Below are 15,727 nucleotides of genomic sequence, written 5' to 3'. Positions count from 1 at the left end.
GAGAAAGGACGCACCATTCGCTTGCCCATCCACATTACTGAAAAGCTCAACAAGATCAAAAAGGCTCAGCGACAGTTGTCCCAGCAGCTGGGTCGTGCGCCAACAATTAATGAGCTGGCCGCTGAACTGGAGCTAACCCCTGCGCAAGTCCGCGACTACCTCGAACGGGCGCGTCAGCCCCTCTCCTTGGATGTCCGTGTTGGCGATAATCAGGATACAGAGTTGGGAGAACTCCTGGAGGATTCCTCCATTTCCCCAGAGGAGTTTGCCGCTCAGTCCTCGTTGCGCAGTGACCTTGAGCGGCTAATGGCAGACCTTACCCCCCAACAACGTCATGTCCTTTCCCTCCGCTTTGGTCTAGAGAACGGCCAGCCCCTCACCTTGGCCAAAGTGGGAGAACTGCTTAACATCAGTCGCGAGCGCGTGCGGCAAATTGAGCGGGAGGCCCTCAGTAAACTGCGCAAACGCCGCAGCGATATTCACGAGTACCTTGCCAGCTAGCCAATGCTGAGTGACGAACAGTACCGCCAAAAGATGCAGCGGCGCAAAGCCGTACAGACACAACGCCTAGCGGAGCGCACCCGTGAAAAGGGGTTGATCATTGTCCATACGGGCAACGGCAAGGGCAAAACCACCGCCGCCCTAGGAATGGTTCTGCGTTCCTTGGGTCATGGCTATCGGGTGGCAATTATTCAATTTATTAAAGGGGCGTGGGAGCCGGCGGAAAAAGCCGTGCTCAGCCAGTGGTCAGAGCAACTGGCTTTTCATGCCATGGGGGAGGGGTTTACATGGGAGACCCAAGACCGGCAACGGGATATTGCCTGTGCCCAAGCTGCCTGGGAACTGGCCCTAAGCTACCTTGTCAACCCAGCATACCGCTTGGTGTTGCTGGATGAAATTAACGTAGCCCTCAAGCTGGATTACTTAAGTGTGGCACAGGTGCTGGAGGGGCTTGGCCGCAAGCCAGAAATGACCCATGTGATTCTCACGGGGCGAGGGGCTCCCCAAGCCCTGATTGATGCTGCAGATTTAGTAACAGAAATGACCCTTGTCAAGCACCCTTTTCGCGAGCAAGGGATTAAGGCACAGCCGGGGATTGAGTTCTAAACTAGGAGTTCTCCAGCAAAGATGGTGACAGCCTGACCCAACAACAGCAGGCGATCGCCCCCCTGGGCTTGAAGTTTGATTACACCGCCCCGAGGGGAGGCTTGATAGGCGAGGAGTTCCTGCCGACCCAACTTTGGCTGCCAGTAGGAATAGAGGCTACAGTGGGCTGAACCTGTGACAGGATCCTCAGGAATCCCCAGTTGAGGGGCAAAAAAGCGCGAGACAATGTCGTACTCCCTGTTGGCGCGTGCCGTTACAATTAGTCCGCGACAGGGGAGGCGGGCAATCTGGTCAAGATTGGGTTTAAGCTGCATGACAGCCGGGGCATCCTCTAGTTCCACAAGTAGATCGCTGGCCGTCTGTCCTACAGACAGCGGCTGAGTCCCCAGAGCAGCAATGATTGAGGCCTGCAGCCGCTGATCCTCAAGGGGGGTTACAGGCTGCTGCGGAAAGTCAAGGGCGATCCACTCCCCAAGGCGCTGTGCTCGCAGCAGCCCACTGCGGGTATGAAATGCTAACTCTCCCGCCACCCCTTGGTGTTGCCAGAGGACGTGAGCCGTGGCGAGGGTGGCATGACCACAGAGATCCACTTCCGCCACTGGGGTAAACCAGCGCAACTGAAAGCCACTGGCGATGGGTACCACAAAAGCCGTTTCTGAAAGATTCATTTCGCGGGCGATCGCCCCCAAGATTGCATCGTCAAAAAAACTTTCTAGAAGACACACCGCGGCCGGATTGCCGCGAAACGGTTCTTGGGTAAAGGCATCAACTTGGTACAGTGGTAGCGGCATCCAACCCCCGAAAACCGTAAAATCAATCCTGTAGATCGAGCAGAGGACAGACTGCGTGGAACGAACATTTCTGGCAATCAAACCCGACGGCGTGCAGCGTGGGCTAGTGGGGACGATTATCCAACGATTTGAACAAAAAGGCTACACACTGGTTGGCCTCAAACTCATGCGTGTCAGCCGTGAATTGGCAGAGCAGCACTACGCTGAACACAAAGACAAGCCCTTCTTTGCGGGGCTGGTGGACTTTATTACCTCAGGGCCAGTGGTGGCCATGGTCTGGGAAGGTCGCGGGGTGATTGCCAATGCCCGCAAACTCATTGGCGCGACTAACCCCCTCAATGCCGAACCGGGCACCCTACGGGGAGATTTTGCCGTAGATGTGGGACGGAATGTGATTCACGGCTCTGATAGTCCCGAAAATGCCGAGCGGGAAATCAATCTCTGGTTCCAAACCCAAGAACTGGTGCCTTGGGAGCCGGCCTTCACCTCTTGGGTGTATGAGATGTAGGCTCTTGGGTTGATTGGGGAAGGGTTGGGGGAGTGTCTGGCTCCTCCACCTCCCGTTTAGAAAAGCCCCAGGTAAAGCAAAGGGCAATGAGGCTAATCATGACCCAGTCGGAGGGAACTAATTGTGGGTTAATCACGCGAATCAATAGCCGCAGCCCCACCAGGGTTACTGTGAAATAGCCGGCATCCTCAAGCCGTGGAAATTCTTTGAGCCAGCGAATAAATAGCTCCGCCATAAAGCGCAGCATAATCACGCCAATGGTTCCCCCCAGTAACACCAGCCAGCGCTCATCCGATAGGGCGATCGCCGTTGTTACGCTATCTAGGGAAAAGGCTAAATCGGCCAAAGCAAGTAGGGGCACCGCCTGCCAAAAAGAACGAATCACTCGCTCGTGGTGGTGCTCTGGCTCAGTCGTAAAGAAAAAGTACTTTGCGGCTAACCAGAGAAGATACAGTGCCCCCGCCAACTCAAACTGCCAGAACTGCAAGACCCACGTGGCCGTGAGAATCAGCCCAATCCGAAAAATGTAGGAGATGGCGAGTCCCAGATTGAGTGCCCGCCGCTGTTCCTCTAAATCTTCAATGCCTCGTACCAAAGCCGCTAGGGCGATCGCATTGTCCGCTGAGAGAACCGCTTCCAGTGCCAACAACACCACAAGCAACAACAGAGTATCCAGTCCCCAGTTGGGTGAGAGTTCCAAGAGTTCATCAATCATCGGGCGAGGGAAGTTCTCCAAATTTTTGGCTGCTTATACTTATCGTTGCACAGCAACGGTATAGCATTTTCCCAAAGACAGAACACTTAAAACCCTAGAATTAACTCAGAATTGTGATTGCTCCCATGGGACTCATTAACAACACCTTAAAATCCGCAGGAAAGCTCGATCTGATTTCCTTGACCTTGGGCATTGTTGGTTCTCGCAAAATTTATCGTGACGATGATTATGGCCACTCCCCATGGCATATTTTTGCACCCAATTTGAGAATTTATGGTTTTGATGCCGATCCAGAGGCCTGTGATGCGGCAAATGCTGCCCTAGAAGCCCAGGGAATCACTTGGTTTGAGCGCCACTATCCTCTTGCTCTTGGGAAACAGGTGGGTGAATCAACCCTGTACATTACTAATGCAGTTCACTGTAGTTCTTTGTATGAACCGAATTTGAGCTATACATCACGGTTTCAGGGATTCAACCCCGGCTTAAATCTCGTAGCAACCGTTCAAGTGGAAACAACAACACTAGATGTATTTGCCAAAACTGAAGGGCTTGAGAGCGTAGAGGTTCTCAAGGTAGATGTCCAAGGTGCAGACCTAGATGTTTTGCAAGGTGGTCAACAGCTTTTGGCGGCAAGTACTTTAGCTGTCATCGTTGAAGTTGAGTTTTCGCAAGTTTATAAGCGGCAGCCGCTTTTTGGAGATGTTGACGCCTATTTGCGATCCCAGGGGTTTGTACTTTTTGACTTAGTGACGCAGGATGGTTGGTGTCGTTTGCCTCGCTATCTTTCACCTTTCCAATCCCAGCACCGCGCAGGCCAACTTCTATGGGCTGACGCCATCTACTTAAGAGATTTACTCGGTGACGACCAGCGGCAACTCAATGCCCATCTACAAACCCCGGAGCACTTATTAAAGCTAGCAGCGATCGCCGATGCCCTAGACTTCCCTGATTATGCTTTGGAAGTCTTGACACAACTTACACTTCGCTACGGCAAAACTGCCCAATGGAATTGCCGCTCCGAAATTTTTGCCATTTTAGACCAAGCCAAGTCTGTAATTAGTGCGGATATAGCCGACTTGCCAATTGTAAAAGCACTGTCTCAGCCGCTACCCTAGCCCTGAGGCAAGATGCGGCGGCTAAACTCCTGAATCTCTTTACGAATGCCTTGGGGCAATTGGTTTTGTTTGGCGAGGGCTTGCTGGAAGTACTGCTGTGCCTTGGATTGATTGCCACTGGCGGCTAAAATTTGCGCTTTGAGGTATAGCAGTTCTGGATTATTGGGAGCCACGGCCAAGGCTTGATCAACCGCATTCAGAGCTTGCGGCCATTGCTTGCGATCGCGATAGGCTAAGGCCAAGCCTCGATAACTCAGGTAATTGGGAGCAGCGTAGGTTTGCAGGGTTTGAATTGCCCGATCCATGCTGACAAAGCCGACATTACTCGCAATGCCCCACTCCATAAAGCCACGCACAAGATTTAATTCCGGATCGCGGGGATTGATGGCTTCAGCTCGTCCCACATGATCAAGAACCCGCTGAACCCGCAACAGCGCAGCCGGAGCACCGGCTACAGGGCCAGATCCGGCCTCGGAAATTTCATAGCCAGCCATCAGGAAATGTCCCACGGCTTGGTAGAGATTCCCCCGCAGGGGATCGCGGCCAGTGAGGGCCTGGGCAGCGCGCAGAGTCTCCTCGGCATAGCGCTTGTACCCTGCCCAGTCTTCATTGAGATAGGCAATGGCAGCAGCCAGCGTCAGGGTCAGGGGTTCACGGCGATCGCGCTCCAGGGCAGCAGGCAGTAACTCTTTACCTTTGACATAATTGCCGTCGCGAAAGAGAGCCACAAAAACAGCTTCTGTTTGATCTGAAATGGGGCGTGCCTGCGAACCAGTGCGGAAAGGATCTCCAGCAAGGGCAGCAGTGCTGAGTACCCAGGGGGCGATCGCTCCACTAAGATAGAGAGCAAAGCGTTGCCATAGGCGCAGTTGACGGGTTTGCACAGTTATCACCTCCGGAGTTTCTCTCTTGTTTTTAGTCCGCCATCTCAGCTACCACCCCGCCGCTACCCCTCAGCCCATTTTACGGGACATCAACTTAGAGTTGGGGACGGCTGAATTGGGATTGATTATCGGACCTAGTGGATCCGGCAAGACTACGCTATTAGAGATTTTAGCGGGCTTGGCCACCCCCAGCCGCGGGATCATTCAATGGCAGGATCAAGTGCTCACACCTGATCATTTACAACAGTTGGCCGGATTGGTCTTTCAGTTCCCGGATCGCTACTTCTGCGGCAGTACAATTCTGGAAGAGCTGCGCTTTGGTCACCCAGAAATTCCCTACGAGAATTTTTACCGCGCCCTTGCCGATGTTGGCCTTGATCACTTACCTTTGCACACCCGACCTGAATCCCTCAGCGGCGGTCAGCAGCGTCGCCTTGCCCTTGCGGTACAACTGGTGCGCCAACCCTACCTGCTTTTGCTCGATGAACCCACAGCGGGTCTGGATTGGTCAATGCGCCGTCAATTGGTACAGGTGCTGCGCCGCCTGAAGGAACACTGGAGCCTCCTTGTGGTGACCCATGAGGCCACTGAACTACAGGAGATTAGCGATCGCGCGTGGCAATTGGAAAACGGTTGTCTAGTACCACTGACTTCCCAACAGTCAAGTTCTGTAATAAGTTTTAATACTTAGGTAGCAAAACTTTGCAATTTGTTACCACAGGGGCGCAAAGTCTCTCCACAGCTTGATTTTCTGCTACAACCACAAGAGGTACAGCCCTTTGGGGAAAAAGAAAAGACGCTTAACACTTGTCAAGCCAGTGGAGACAAGCCTCTCAGCATCGGTTCCCCCCAGTTGTAAGGAGCTGTATATCCCACTTGGGGTTTGCTTTCGATCGTTACTAAGGAGTTTGAACGCATGTTCACCCACGTCAAGTCCACGATTCGGCATATCGCACCAGCGGCGTTGAATGGGCGATCGCTGTTGCGAGTGGTGTATGTGGTACTTGAAGCCCAATACCAGAGCGCGCTGTCGGCAGCGGTTCGCAGCATTAACGACACCCATCCACAGGTGGCCATTGAAATCAGTGGCTATCTCCTTGAGGAACTGCGCAATCCTGAAAACTATGCCGCCTTCTGTGAAGACGTGGCGCGGGCGAATGTGTTTATTGCCTCTCTCATTTTCATTGAGGACTTAGCCGATAAGGTGGTTGAGGCAGTGCAGCCCTATCGCGATCGCCTTGATGTAGCGGTTGTTTTTCCCTCCTTGCCGCAGGTGATGCGCCTCAACAAAATGGGCAGTTTTTCCTTAGCTCAGATTGGCCAATCCAAGAGCGTCATTGCCAACTTCATGAAGAAGCGCAAGGAGAAATCGGGCGCTGGTTTCCAAGATGCCATGCTCAAACTCCTGCGAACCCTGCCCCAAGTGCTGAAGTACCTTCCCATCGATAAAGCTCAAGATGCCCGCAACTTCATGCTCAGTTTCCAGTATTGGCTGGGGGGATCGCCGGAGAACCTGCAAAACTTTCTCTTAATGCTGGCCGATCGCTACGTCTTCAAGGGTCAGCACAATAGCCACCTCAGTTACCAAGAACCCATCACCTATCCCGACACGGGCATTTGGCATCCCCTCGCACCGCAAATGTTTGAGGATCTCAAAGAGTACCTCAACTGGTTCAACAGTCGCCGCGATATTGGTGCCGATCTTAAAGACCCCCTTGTACCTACGATTGGTCTGTTGTTGCAGCGTACCCACCTTGTTACAGGTGATGATGCTCACTATGTGGCGATTGTCCAAGAATTTGAATCCCAAGGGGCACGGGTGATTCCCGTCTTCTCCGGCGGGCTAGACTTTTCGACGCCGCTGGAAAAATTCTTCTACGATCCCGTCAACCCCGAAAAACCAATTGTTGACACTGTGGTGTCCCTCACCGGATTTGCCCTTGTAGGCGGACCTGCCAAGCAGGATCATCCCAAAGCTGTGGCAGCACTAAAAAAACTCAACCGCCCCTACATGGTGACACTGCCCCTCGTATTTCAAACCACTGAGGAATGGGAAGACAGTGATTTGGGGTTGCACCCGATTCAAGTGGCACTGCAAATTGCCCTACCTGAATTGGATGGTGCCATTGAACCTATCATTCTCTCTGGTCGTGATGGCATGACCGGTAAGGCGATCGCCCTCCAAGACCGCGTGGAAATGATTGTGCAACGGGCACTAAAGTGGGCTAATCTGCGCCGCAAACCCAAGGTGGAAAAGAAAGTTGCCATCACCATCTTTAGCTTCCCGCCCGATAAAGGCAATGTCGGTACTGCCGCCTACTTGGATGTTTTTGGCTCCATCTACAAAGTTATGGAAGCCCTGAAAAACAATGGCTATGACGTACAGGACATGCCGGAGAGTGCCGAAGCTCTTATGCAAGACATTCTCCACGATGCCCGTGCTCAGGTGGGGAGTCCTGAACTCAACATTGCCTACCGCATGAGTGTAGCGGAATACGAACGCCTCACCCCCTACGCCAAACGGCTGGAGGAAAACTGGGGTAAACCGCCGGGGCACCTGAACAGTGATGGCCAGAACCTGCTCATTTACGGCAAAGCCTACGGCAACGTCTTTATTGGGGTTCAGCCCACCTTTGGCTACGAGGGTGATCCAATGCGATTGCTCTTTTCCCGTTCCGCCAGTCCCCATCACGGTTTTGCCGCCTATTACACGTTCCTTAACCACATTTGGCAAGCGGATGCGGTACTCCACTTTGGCACCCATGGCTCCTTGGAATTCATGCCGGGTAAACAGATGGGCATGTCCGGGGACTGCTATCCTGACAATCTCATTGGCTATATTCCCAACCTCTACTACTACGCCGCCAACAACCCCTCTGAAGCTACCATTGCCAAGCGCCGCAGCTATGCCAACACAATTAGCTACCTCACTCCTCCGGCGGAAAATGCAGGTCTTTACAAAGGACTGCGGGAACTCAGCGATCTAATTGGCTCCTACCAAACCCTTAAAGACAGCGGTCGGGGTATCCAAATTGTTAACACAATCATGGACAAATGCCGCATGGTGAATCTCGATCAGGATGTGCCTCTCCCCGACAAGGACGCTGCCGATCTCAGTGCCGAAGAGCGGGATACCCTCGTAGGCAAGGTCTATATCAAACTGATGGAGATTGAAAGCCGCCTCTTGCCCTGTGGCTTGCATGTCATCGGCAAACCGCCAACAACAGCAGAAGCAGTGGCCACGTTGGTCAATATTGCCAGCTTGGATCGCCCTGAGGACGGCATTAAGAGCTTGCCCCGGCTCATTGCCGAGAGCCTAGGTCGAGACATTGACGAAATTTATCAGAATAGCGATCGCGGGGTACTTGCAGATGTTGAACTGCTGCGCCAAATTAACGAGGCTACCCGTGCTGCCGTCAGTGCCCTTGTCCAAGCCCAAGCCGATGCCGATGGCCGTGTCTCACGGGTCTCGAAGCTGAACTTCTTCAACATGGGGCGCAAAGAGCCATGGATTGAAGCCCTCCATGCAACTGGTTATTCCCGAGTGGATGCCGCTGCCCTCAAGCCCCTCATGGAGTATCTCGAATTTTGTTTGCAGCAGATTGTCGCTGATAATGAACTGGGGGCACTGCTACAAGCCCTTGAAGGTGAGTACATTCTTCCCGGACCTGGTGGCGATCCAATTCGTAACCCCGATGTCTTGCCGACGGGCAAAAATATCCACGCCTTAGATCCCCAAGCCATTCCCACCGCGGCAGCCGTGCAGTCTGCCAAAGTTGTCGTCGATCGCCTCCTCGCCCGGCAAAAAATAGAAAACAACGACCAATGGCCAGAAACCATTGCCATGGTACTCTGGGGCACAGACAATATCAAAACCTATGGCGAATCCCTTGCCCAAGTGCTGTGGCTAGTGGGGGCACGTCCGCTACCCGACTCTTTAGGACGCGTCAACAAAGTGGAACTCATCCCCCTAGAGGAGCTGGGGCGGCCGCGCATTGATGTTGTCGTCAACTGCTCTGGGGTATTCCGGGATCTATTTATCAACCAGATGGCGCTCATTGACCGAGCCATCAAAATGGCCGCTGAAGCCGATGAGCCGCTTGAGCTAAACTTTATCCGCAAGCACGCCCTGCAACAGGCCTCAGAATTGGGCATTGAGCTGCGCCAAGCAGCGACACGGGTCTTTACCAATGCCTCCGGTTCCTACGCGGCCAATGTCAACCTAGCTGTAGAAAACAGCTCTTGGGAGCAGGAGTCAGAACTTCAGGATATGTACCTCTCCCGTAAGTCCTTCGCCTTCTCTGCGGATTCCCCAGGGACAATGCAACAGGCGCGGCAACTCTTTGAAACAGCTCTCAAAACCGTGGATGTGACCTTCCAAAACCTCGACTCCTCAGAAATTAGCCTCACGGATGTCAGTCACTACTTTGACGCAGATCCAACCAAGCTAGTGGGGGCACTGCGCGCTGACGGCAAGCAACCCAAGGCCTACATCGCTGATACCACCACGGCCAATGCCCAAGTGCGTACCCTCTCAGAAACCGTCCGCCTCGACAGCCGTACCAAGCTCCTGAATCCCAAGTGGTATGAGGGGATGCTCGCCCACGGCTATGAGGGGGTGCGGGAGATTTCGAAGCGGCTTGTGAACACGATGGGCTGGTCAGCTACCGCAGGAGCCGTGGACAACTGGGTTTATGAGGAGGCGAATGCCACGTTTATCCTCGATGAGCAGATGCGGCAGCGGCTTCTGAATACCAACCCCCACTCTTTCCGCAAAATGGTGAGCACCTTCCTCGAACTCCACGGGCGCGGCTACTGGGAGACCAGTGAAGCCAATCTGGAACTGCTGCGGCAACTCTATCAAGAGGTGGAGGACAAAATTGAAGGAGTTGAGTAAACAACGTTAACACTGTGCTCAAGGGGGGTCTTCCCCCCTTTTTATTTGCTTGCCGATGTGGTTGGAACCCCCGAAGGCCTTGGGGAAGTGATGCAGACTAAAGACCAATGCCACCCTGTGTCAGCAGATATTAGGTTACAGAGCTGTTACGTATAGCCACTTACCGCCGCAGCAAAGCCTCCATCGGCATTAATGAAGACTGTGAGGGCTGATGGCATAGGAATACACTGGAGATTTTTTCTGTGCAATTAAAAAAAGCGATGCCGCTGGAACCAAGTAACAGACCGCAAGATGGCTAGAACTGCCATTCTCCAGCCCGGACAGTCCTACACCTTCAGACAATACTTTGAGATGCCCTATGAGCCGGAAGATAGTCTGGCAGAATTTGGCTACACCCTTCAGCGGTCTATTTTGACGCTGCCTCAATCTACTGCTGCTACCAAGAAAGGGCACAAAAGTGTGCACCCTTCTCTTCCTGCCCCGAAAGCATTCGTATCTGACAGTTACTAGAAGCAGACTCTGGTAAATTGTCAGCTTGTGGGTAAAATCCGCTCGGATATTGGCTATGCAGGCATGGAGTCTAGCCCATATCGCAGAGGATGTTTGCCAGTTGCGCGAAACTGCTAGCTGTGTTCCTGCGTGGCGCTGAAAATCCGCGAACCGCTTGGCTACTTTGAGTTTGCAACTGAAGCGTCTGCTGCAAATTTTGAGACGACGCAGCGCGCGCTTGAGAGGTTTGGGAGCCTCCACGCGAAAGTGTCACGGCAGCGCCGCTGATGCCATGTGCCTGTCAACACTAGAGTTTGACTCCTTGCGGGAACCTCTCCCCATGTTGTTGTCTTTCCCACTCAGGTGTTCTTTGCGCGTCAAGGGGGGAAATGGTGTCAATAAGTCCCCTACCCCGCCATGGCCGCAAAGTCCATATTATTGCTAGGGTTGTGAAATTCTCCTAGAGGGCAAACACTGCAATGATGAAGCTTTGATACCACCACCCCTAGGGCAGCTAAGGATGCACTTCGTTACGGCATTCCGTGATGTGAAGTACGGCTTTTTAAGCTTAATCATTTGGATAGGAGAGTTGATGCGTGCTGTTCTTCAAAAAGCCATGGCAACGGCTCACTGGGACTTAGCCGGTTCCCCATTTTACGAGGATGAAACGATTTGTTACAGTAGCGGTGTCTAAGGGGTAACTTTTACGGATGACGTTTGAACTGCCATGACCTCCCCACGCTTTAGTTTTAGCGGATTGGCGGTGACTCGCCACATCGGCACTCTAATGTTGACGCTGACCGTTATTGTTTTGGCAGTCTTTACCCTTTTGCGTCTGCAGGTGGACCTGCTGCCGGGAATTACCTACCCCCGCATTGGTGTACGTTTGGATATTCCGGGGGTAGTCCCCAGCGTTGCCGTTGAGGAGGTGACCAAACCCCTTGAAGAAGCCCTCAGTCGCACAGAGGGAGTGGTGCAGGTCTATTCCCAAACCCGTGAAGGGCAAGTCAGCATTGATTTATTTTTTGAGCCGGGCGGCGATGTCGATCAGGCCTTAAATGAGGCCACCGCTGCTTTTAACCGTGCCCGCAGTGCACTGCCCGATATTATTGAGTCGCCGCGCCTTTTTAAGTTTGACCCGTCGCAATTGCCGGTCTATGAGTTTGCCTTGACCTCAGAAACCCTCAGCGGCCGAGAGTTACGGGTTTTTGCTGATGAAGATTTAGACCGCGAACTCAGTATCGTCCCTGGTGTGGCTGGGGTAGATGTCTCTGGGGGAACCACTGAAGAAGTGCGAATTCTTGTGGACTTAGATCGATTGCAGGCAACAGGCGTAGGGTTAAACCAAATTTTAACGGCGCTCAGCGATCGCAACCAAGATGTCTCAGGAGGGCGCATTCGCGGTCAAACGGCAGAACCTCTCACCCGCGCCGTGGGACGCTTTAGCAATGCCAGTGAAATTGAGGATTTGGTGTTGAGGGGAGCCAATGGTCAGCGGCTCTATCTACGGGATGTGGCGCAAGTTGTTGATGGCAGTGCCGAGCAGCGGGTGTTTGTCACGCTCAATGGCCAACCAGCGGTCAAAGTCAGTATTCTTAAGCAGCCGGAAGCCAACACAGTGGCAGTGGTCGAGGGGGTCAAGCGCCGCCTAGGGGAGTTGCAGGCAGCCAATCTCGTGCCCCGCGAGGCTCAAATTGTGCCCGTTCTCGATGAATCAATTTATATTCGCAATTCTCTAAATAATGTGATTACCGCCGGTCTGACAGGGACATTGTTGGCAGCGATCGCTGTCCTTCTTTTCTTGGGATCAGTGCGGCAAACCCTAATTATTGTACTCGCGAGTCCCCTTTCAACTATGGCGGCAATGCTGTTGATGGGGCTATTTAATTTTTCCCTCAATGTTTTTAGCTTGGGCGGGCTAGCGCTGGGGGTGGGTATTGTTGTGGACAACGCCATTGTAATGTTAGAAACCTTGGCGGATATGAATCCACAGCACATGAGCCAAGAACAGTACCTTGAAGAAGTAAAACGGCGCAGTCAAAGTATTGAATCGGCACTTTTGGCCTCTACTTTAACGAACCTGGTTGCCATTTTGCCCTTTTTGTTACTGGGGGGCTTAGTTGCCCTGCTTTTTAATGAACTCATTCTGACGATTAGTTTTGCTGTTGCAGCGTCACTGGTGGTGGCTCTTACAGTGGTACCAGCGTTGGCCTCACGCCTATTGGGAATGCGGATGCAAAATCGCCTGCGGCAGGTGGCCTTTATTCGCCTTTTTAATGAAAAGTTTCTCTGGCTTTCAGGACGCTATGAATGGGCATTGGCACAGGTATTGAGGGCACGCTGGCTAGTGGTGGGTCTGGCGATCCTTCTTCTGGGGGGGAGCAGTTGGTTTTTAGCCCAGCAAATTCCTCAAGAATTGCTACCGCGCATTAATACTGGTCAAGTCAACCTAACGGCCATCTTTCCGCCGGGCATGCCCCTACCCACAAGTCGCCGTATCATGGAGGCCGTAGATGAGGTACTGATGGCACAGCCGGGGACGGAGGCAGTTTTTACCACAACTGGGGGTGTTCTCTTTGGTACAAATACAATTGCCAATCCCCTGCGCGCAAACAGCACCATTATTCTGCAGCGCGGCGTTAGTGTAGACCGCTATATTACCCAAGCCACGCAAGCCTTGGATCAACTTAGCCTTGTGGGAGTGCGGCTGCGCCTACGTCCTGGTCAAGTGCGGGGAATTATCCTCACCAACTCACCTGTGCGCGGCGCCGATATTGATGTCATACTGCGGGGCAACGATGAGCAGACCCTCAACCGCTTTGGTCGCCAAGTGCTCCAGATTCTAGATGAAAAAGCCACCTTGGTGCGCTTTCGTCCCGATGCCGATCCGCGCCAGCCAGAAATTCAAATTCTGCCAGATTGGGAGCGAGTGAGCGAACTGGGGCTGAATACCCTCAACCTTGGCCAGACAATTCAAACAGCCCTAGAAGGGTTTGTGCCCGCGCGTCTGCAACGGGGCGATCGCCTAGTGGATATTCGGGTTCAACTGGACAGTAATAGCATTCAAAACCCCGCCGATCTTGCAAACATTCCCCTTTTTACCCCCAATAATCGCCCCCTGCGCCTTGGGGATGTTGCTCGCATTGAACCCAGTCAAGCCCCCGGAGAAATTCGCCGCATTAACCAGCAGCAGGTCTTTATACTCGCCGGAAATCTTGCCGAGGGCGCCAGTCTGAGTGCGGCTCTTACGCAGGTCAATGACATTCTTAACAACTTGGAGTTTCCGCCGGGGGTATCCTTGATGCCGAGCACAGCAGCCCAAGCCAATCAGCAATTGCAACAAGCCTTAGTGGTCTTGGGCAGTTTGGCAGCCTTTCTCGTGTTTGTAGTCATGGCGGTACAGTACAACTCCCTACTTGACCCGCTGGTGATTATGTTTACAATTCCCTTGGCCTTGGCCGGTGGGATTTGGGGTCTGTACCTGACACGAACAGCGATTGGTGCCACGGTGATTGTTGGTGCCATTTTGCTAGTGGGGATTGTTGTCAATAATGCCATCATCATGGTGGAGTTGGCGAATAAGATTTACCAACAAGAGGGCTGTAGCCGTAGTCAAGCCATTCGCAAAGCTGCCCCTGCCCGCCTGCGCCCGATTCTGATGACCACGATTACAACAGTGGTGGGGATGTTCCCCTTGGCATTGGGTCTAGGGGAAGGCTCAGAATTTTTGCAGCCCCTTGGCATTGTTGTCTTTTCTGGCTTAGCTGTGGCAACACTGCTCACTCTCTTTCTCATTCCCTGTTTCTATGTGATTCTGCATGGCTTTGAGCGTACCGCCCACCGCCGTCTTCCGCCTTCTTTGCCAGTACCGGCTGTCCCCTCCTCGGAGGAACGTCAGGAACGCTAAGCTGTAGGCCAACATTACTGTTTAGATTGGTAGTGAAGCCGCTACCCAAGTCCTGCCGATGACTGCTGTTGACCCTATTGCCGTTGCCGTTGGTCAAGATGCCCTTGTTGAGGTACGTCAACTGAGCGTGTTTTACCGCAATCAGCCGCTGCTTAGCGATGTCAGCCTCACCCTTTACCCGCGAAACTGGTGACGTTAATCGGTGCTTCTGGATCTGGCAAGAGCCTACTCCTACGCTGTTTGAACCGCTTTATTGAACTTTTTCCGAATCTTCACGTGAGTGGAGAGATTAACTATCGGCACCACGCCCTCAACGAGTGGAATGTATCGCAACTGCGCTGTCGTATGCCGATGCTTTTCAGCAGACCGAGTCTGTTGCCAACATCAATCTATGAGAATGTTGCCTTTGGTGCTCGGGTGCATGGCTATCAAGGGGATCTCGATGCCCTTGTGCAATCTTCTTTGCAACAGGTGGATCTGTGGCAAGCTCTGAAGAATGATTTAGCCAAGCCTGCACTGCACCTGTCCCTAGAGCAGCAACAACGCCTTTGTCTGGCGCGGGCGATCGCCCTGCAACCGGAGATTCCGCTACTGGATGACTTTGATACTGCCGCGACCCGCCGCATAGAGGAGTGTCTGTATCATCTCAAACAAACCTACACCGTGATCATGGCAACCCATCACCTACGACAAGTAGCGCGGATTTCCGACTGGACGGCCTTTTTAGCCCTGCAAACTAATAGTCAAGGACAGATGGTGGGGCAATTAATTGAGTACGCTCCCACATACTTACTTTTTCAAAGGCCAGAGCATCCCTTAACCGGCGAGTATGTCAGTGGTCGGTTTTAGGAGTTCTCATTCATCAGCACTTTGGCAATGAACCCGTATAGAATTGGGGTGTAAAAACTAACCTAAATACAGAGACAGCTAGTTTCTTTAGCTTTACCCTGGGAAGTAGAGATCAACCATGGGTACCTTAATCTTAGGTTGATTGGATCGGCAGTGGAATAGGGCATCATTTCTATGATGATATGATGATCTATTCCGAGTGTTTGCATCCCAATCCCGTTGGTGCTGTTCAATGTAAAGCGTGTTTTTCGCCCATGCCCATTATGACTTCTTGTCCAAATTGTGGTGCCCCAGTTCAACCAGACGCTAGCTTTTGTGGCCAATGTGGTTTCAATCTGCGTCGCATTGCCGTCAGCCCACCCCCAATACCAGAGGTGATGCAACACCCAACAAGTGCTGCACCAACGGTGGAAGTCGTTGCCCATCAAAGACGGCTAACAACACTACCGCCGCCGCCCACACCAC

13 protein-coding genes are annotated in these 15,727 nt (G+C 52.8%); 10 read left to right on the top strand and 3 right to left on the bottom strand.

The window, feature by feature from the left end:
• Together P3X23_RS04575 and cobO are read left to right on the top strand one after the other, a co-directional pair.
• On the top strand, positions 1 to 501 hold a 501-nt coding region (locus P3X23_RS04575; RefSeq protein ID WP_300873582.1), incomplete at its 5' end, for a sigma-70 family RNA polymerase sigma factor.
• Positions 502 to 504: 3 nt separating this feature from the next.
• Positions 505 to 1,107, top strand: a complete 603-nt coding sequence (cobO, locus tag P3X23_RS04570) for a cob(I)yrinic acid a,c-diamide adenosyltransferase (RefSeq protein WP_300873580.1) — start codon at positions 505 to 507, stop codon at positions 1,105 to 1,107.
• Here cobO and P3X23_RS04565 read toward each other — a convergent pair.
• Complete coding sequence (locus tag P3X23_RS04565; RefSeq protein ID WP_300873578.1) at positions 1,104 to 1,898, bottom strand: PhzF family phenazine biosynthesis isomerase; 795 nt, start codon at positions 1,896 to 1,898, stop codon at positions 1,104 to 1,106. The two genes, cobO and P3X23_RS04565, sit on opposite strands and share 4 nt — an antisense overlap.
• A 55-nt stretch (positions 1,899 to 1,953) precedes the next feature.
• Here P3X23_RS04565 and ndk point away from each other — a divergent pair, with 55 nt between their 5' ends.
• Positions 1,954 to 2,406, top strand: a complete 453-nt coding sequence (gene ndk / locus P3X23_RS04560; protein WP_300873576.1) for a nucleoside-diphosphate kinase — start codon at positions 1,954 to 1,956, stop codon at positions 2,404 to 2,406.
• Here the strand turns inward: ndk and P3X23_RS04555 are convergent.
• Complete coding sequence (locus P3X23_RS04555) at positions 2,381 to 3,121, bottom strand: hypothetical protein (RefSeq protein ID WP_300873584.1); 741 nt, start codon at positions 3,119 to 3,121, stop codon at positions 2,381 to 2,383. The two genes, ndk and P3X23_RS04555, sit on opposite strands and share 26 nt — an antisense overlap.
• Before the next feature lie 125 nt (positions 3,122 to 3,246).
• On the opposite strand from P3X23_RS04555, the gene P3X23_RS04550 reads away from it, so the two are divergent.
• The gene (locus P3X23_RS04550; RefSeq protein WP_300873575.1) at positions 3,247 to 4,236 is read left to right on the top strand and encodes an FkbM family methyltransferase; all 990 of its coding nucleotides are present in this window, start codon (positions 3,247 to 3,249) and stop codon (positions 4,234 to 4,236) included.
• Here the strand turns inward: P3X23_RS04550 and P3X23_RS04545 are convergent.
• Complete coding sequence (locus P3X23_RS04545; RefSeq protein WP_300873573.1) at positions 4,233 to 5,120, bottom strand: Sll0314/Alr1548 family TPR repeat-containing protein; 888 nt, start codon at positions 5,118 to 5,120, stop codon at positions 4,233 to 4,235. The two genes, P3X23_RS04550 and P3X23_RS04545, sit on opposite strands and share 4 nt — an antisense overlap.
• A gap of 25 nt (positions 5,121 to 5,145) precedes the next feature.
• On the opposite strand from P3X23_RS04545, the gene P3X23_RS04540 reads away from it, so the two are divergent.
• The 6 genes from P3X23_RS04540 to P3X23_RS04515 form a co-directional block, all read left to right on the top strand.
• A complete protein-coding gene (locus P3X23_RS04540; protein ID WP_300873571.1) occupies positions 5,146 to 5,811 on the top strand; it encodes an ABC transporter ATP-binding protein in 666 nt (221 codons plus the stop codon).
• Positions 5,812 to 6,036: 225 nt separating this feature from the next.
• Positions 6,037 to 10,017, top strand: a complete 3,981-nt coding sequence (locus tag P3X23_RS04535) for a magnesium chelatase subunit H (protein WP_300873569.1) — start codon at positions 6,037 to 6,039, stop codon at positions 10,015 to 10,017.
• A 1,216-nt stretch (positions 10,018 to 11,233) separates the two neighbouring features.
• A complete protein-coding gene (locus P3X23_RS04530; protein ID WP_300873567.1) occupies positions 11,234 to 14,413 on the top strand; it encodes an efflux RND transporter permease subunit in 3,180 nt (1,059 codons plus the stop codon).
• Between the two features lie 58 nt (positions 14,414 to 14,471).
• Positions 14,472 to 14,606 (top strand): hypothetical protein, encoded by a 135-nt coding sequence (locus P3X23_RS04525; RefSeq protein WP_300873565.1) that lies wholly within the window; start codon positions 14,472 to 14,474, stop codon positions 14,604 to 14,606.
• A complete protein-coding gene (locus P3X23_RS04520) occupies positions 14,603 to 15,262 on the top strand; it encodes a phosphate ABC transporter ATP-binding protein (RefSeq protein ID WP_300873563.1) in 660 nt (219 codons plus the stop codon). Before P3X23_RS04525 ends, P3X23_RS04520 begins: the two co-directional genes overlap by 4 nt.
• A 182-nt stretch (positions 15,263 to 15,444) precedes the next feature.
• Positions 15,445 to 15,727: zinc ribbon domain-containing protein (locus tag P3X23_RS04515; protein WP_367186514.1), on the top strand; the 283-nt coding region annotated here is incomplete at its 3' end.

Source organism: Thermosynechococcus sp. Uc, assembly GCF_029335995.1.
Lineage (GTDB): Bacteria > Cyanobacteriota > Cyanobacteriia > Thermosynechococcales > Thermosynechococcaceae > Thermosynechococcus.
Note: the sequence above shows the minus strand (reverse complement) of the source record. Positions and strands in the feature narration are given on the sequence as shown.